At 73.0% G+C, this 3,113-nt stretch carries 4 protein-coding genes and 1 pseudogene; all 5 read right to left on the minus strand.

The features are described 5' to 3' along the window. Window positions 1-150: 150 nt before the first annotated feature. The 5 genes and pseudogenes from Y694_RS23830 to gloA all read right to left on the minus strand — a co-directional run bounded on the left by Y694_RS23830 (window position 151) and on the right by gloA (window position 2,974). Entirely contained in the window at window positions 151-798 is a 648-nt protein-coding gene (locus tag Y694_RS23830) for an RNA polymerase sigma factor (protein ID WP_081771462.1), read from the minus strand. Continuing rightward, window positions 693-1,097 (minus strand): hypothetical protein, encoded by a 405-nt coding sequence (locus Y694_RS23835; RefSeq protein ID WP_081782301.1) that lies wholly within the window; start codon window positions 1,095-1,097, stop codon window positions 693-695. Before Y694_RS23835 ends, Y694_RS23830 begins: the two co-directional genes overlap by 106 nt. A gap of 67 nt (window positions 1,098-1,164) precedes the next feature. Further along, a pseudogene (locus Y694_RS20805) lies at window positions 1,165-2,055 on the minus strand (alpha/beta fold hydrolase); the annotation flags it as partial. Between the two features lie 32 nt (window positions 2,056-2,087). After that, window positions 2,088-2,435 carry a hypothetical protein gene (locus Y694_RS20810; protein WP_036236157.1) on the minus strand — a complete coding sequence of 116 codons (348 nt, stop codon included), beginning with the start codon at window positions 2,433-2,435 and terminating at the stop codon, window positions 2,088-2,090. After that, entirely contained in the window at window positions 2,432-2,974 is a 543-nt protein-coding gene (gloA, locus tag Y694_RS20815) for a lactoylglutathione lyase (RefSeq protein WP_036236161.1), read from the minus strand. Before gloA ends, Y694_RS20810 begins: the two co-directional genes overlap by 4 nt. Window positions 2,975-3,113 lie beyond the last annotated feature (139 nt).

The following is a 3,113-nucleotide window of genomic DNA, read 5'->3' on the forward strand; positions in this document are numbered from 1 at the left end:
GCTGTGCCTGCCAGGCGGCCACGCGGGCCGCCTCGTCGGGGTGCGCGGCCAGCCACTGCGCCACCTCGGCGGCACGACCGGGCGCCAGCTGACCGTCGACCCAGGCGTGCAGTTCGGTCTCGCCGGGTCGCGTGTCCATCGGGCCGTCCTTCACTTCACCACCTTCAGCGCCGCGCGAGGTGCCGGCGCGCCGTCCATCAACTGGCGCAACTGCTCGCGCGCCCGCGCCAGGCGCGACATCACCGTGCCGACCGGCACGCCCAGCATCTCCGCGGCCTCGGCATAGGCGACCTGCTCCACAGCGACCAGCAGCAGCACCTCGCGCGCCGCCGTCGGCAGCAGCGCCAGCGCACGCTCCAGGTCGAGCCGCATCACCGTGCCCGGGGTCGGATCGTGGCGCGGTTCCAGCGCTGCGTCGAGCGCCACGCTCGGGTGGGCGCTCGACTGCCGCCACTGGTTGGCGTGCAGGTTGTGCATCAGCGCGAGCAGCCAGGCGCGCAGCGCGGCCTGCACGTCGGCACCCGGCGCGCCGGGCGGGCGCCACAGCGACCACTTGCGGCAGGCCCGCTCCAGCGTGTCCTGAACCAGGTCGTCGGCGCGTGCCGCGTCGCCGACCAGCAGCCGGGCGTAGCGGCGCAGGCGCGGAATGTGAGCGATGGCGTCGGCGGCGTCCAAGGCGTCGCGTGCAGGCCCTAGGGCGTCGCGGCGTGCCACACGCCGTTGACGCCGTCGCCGGTCTTGTCGCCCGGCTTGGCGTCCTTGGCCCAGTAGTACAGCGGGCGGCCCTTGTAGGCCCATTGGCGCGTGCCGTCGTCGCGCGTCACCACGCTCCAGTCGCCGCTGGCCGCGTCCGCGGTCGCGGCGGCGAGCGGCGGCCAGTTGGCGGCGCAGGGACCATTGCAGACGCTCTTGCCAGAGCCGGCCGTGTCGCGGTCGAACACGTACAGCGTCATGCCATTGGCGCCGGCCAGCACGCCGCCGGCCGCCGTGGCCGGCGCCGCGGCGTGCGTGCCGTACGAGCTGCCGTAGCCGGCGCAGCCGGCGACGAGCGCGGCGATCGGGGCGAGGGCGCAGAAGAACGGGATCTTGCGGTTCATGGAGCCTCCGGGGGTGGTCTGTCGTGGTGAACAGTCCAGCCCGCTGGTTTATTCCGTCACGCGCCAAAAAATTCTGCAGCTCGGTCGCCGTCAGCGCCGGCAACTCCTCGGGAATGAAGTGCCCGGCCGGCACCGCGTAGCCGCTCACCGCGCCGCTGCACGCGGCCTGCCAGTCGGCGATCGGCTGGAACTGCTTCGCCACCACGCCGCGCGCGCCCCACAGCACGTGCAGGTCACAGGCCACGCGCTGGCCGGCCTGGCGGCTGGCGCGGTCGTGCTCCAGGTCGATGCCGGCGGCGGCGCGGTAGTCCTCGCAGGCGCCGTGAACGCCCTCGGGCGTGCAGAAGCCGCGGTCGTAGTCGGCCAGCGCCTCGGGTTCGATGAAGGCGATGCCTTTGCTTCCCCAGCCGCCCAGCGTGTGCCGCAGGTACCAGCCCGGGTCGGCGCCGATCTGCTTCTCGGGCAGCGGCGCGGGCTGGATCAGGTAGAACCAGTGGTAGTAGGCCTGCGCGAAGGCCATGTCGGTGCGCTCGTACATCGTCAGCGTGGGCACGATGTCCAGCACGCACAGCTTGCGCACCGCCTGCGGATGGTCCAGCGCCAGCCGGTGTGCCACGCGCCCGCCGCGGTCGTGGCCGGCCACGAAGAAGCGCTCGTGGCCCAGCGCGCGCATCACGCCCACCACGTCGGCCGCCATCGCGCGCTTGCTGTAGTTGGCGTGGTCGTGCGTGCCGGGCGGCTTGGCCGAGCGGCCGTAGCCGCGCAGGTCGGGCATCACCAGCCGGTAGCGGTCGGCCAGCCGCTGCGCCGCGCGATGCCAGATCGCGTGCGTCTGCGGGTAGCCGTGCAGCAGCAGCAGCGGCGGCCCGTCGGGCGGGCCGCCGACGCGGGCGAACAGCGTCACGCCGTCGATGTCGAACGTGCGGCTCTCGAAGCCTTCGAACCAGTGGCTGCCCATCGTCGTTGCTCCGTTGTCCGTCGAGGCGCCCGTCATTCCTCGTCGGCGGTGATTACCAGCCCCAGCCGTGTGGCCCGCTGCGTCTGCGCCACCGCGGTCAGTCGCAGCGGCTGTCCGGCCGGGACCTGGCGGCGCAGCCGCACGTCGAGCGAATCGCGGCCGCCCGGCTGCGTGCTCACGCGGCGCGACCACGCCAGCGCGCCGTCCACCAGCACCCGCAGCTCGTGCCAGGCCTCGCCACTGCCCTGCGCCTTCACGGCCAGGCTGCAGTAGATCTCGAAGCCGCGCTCGCGGCTCGCGTGCGGCGGGATGTCCAGCCGGGCCACGTCGCGCTCGCCCGCGTCGGCGGCCCAGTGCTCGGGCGCCGCGTCGTCGCTCAAGCCGGGCGCCCCAGCTTCGCCAGCCGTGCCGGCTCGACGATCTCGATCCAGTAGCCGTCGGCGTCCTTGATGAAGGCCACGTCCTTCATCTTGCCCTGCTCGGGCCGCTTCACGTAGGTCACGCCGTTCTCGTCGAACCAGCGCACCGCGGCGTCGAGGTCGGGCACCGAGATGCAGATGTGGCCGAAGCCCTGCGGCTTGGCATTGCCGTCGTGGTACTGGAACTCGGCGTCGTTCTCGGTGCCCCAGTTGTGCGTGAGCTCCAGGATGCCGCGCTGCGCGAAGGTCCACGCGGTGCGCTCGCCCACGTCCTGCGGCGCCGCGGCGGCCTCCTCGGCCTGCGCCAGGAAGTAGAGCGAGAAGCTCATCTCCGGAAAGTCCAGCTTGCGCAGCAGGCGCATGCCGAGCACGCGCGTGTAGAAGTCCAGCGAAACCTTCGGGTCCTTCACGCGCAGCATGCTGTGGTTCAGCGTGAAGCCCTTCGTCGCGGCCGGGGCCTGCTCGCAGACGCCGGGCTGTTGTTCGGTGGTGAAGCTCATGGGGGAGGTCCTGTGTCGGGGCCGGAAAGGGCGGGGGCCACGATGATGCCGCAGCGTGCCGGCCGCGGCAGCCAGGCAGACCAAGCCCCGTCGCCCCCGCGGGGCGTTCAGCGCCCGGGGCTCGCCAGCGCCGCGCGCG

This window comes from Methylibium sp. T29-B, assembly GCF_000576225.1.
In the GTDB taxonomy this organism is placed as follows: Bacteria; Pseudomonadota; Gammaproteobacteria; order Burkholderiales; family Burkholderiaceae_C; genus Methylibium; species Methylibium petroleiphilum.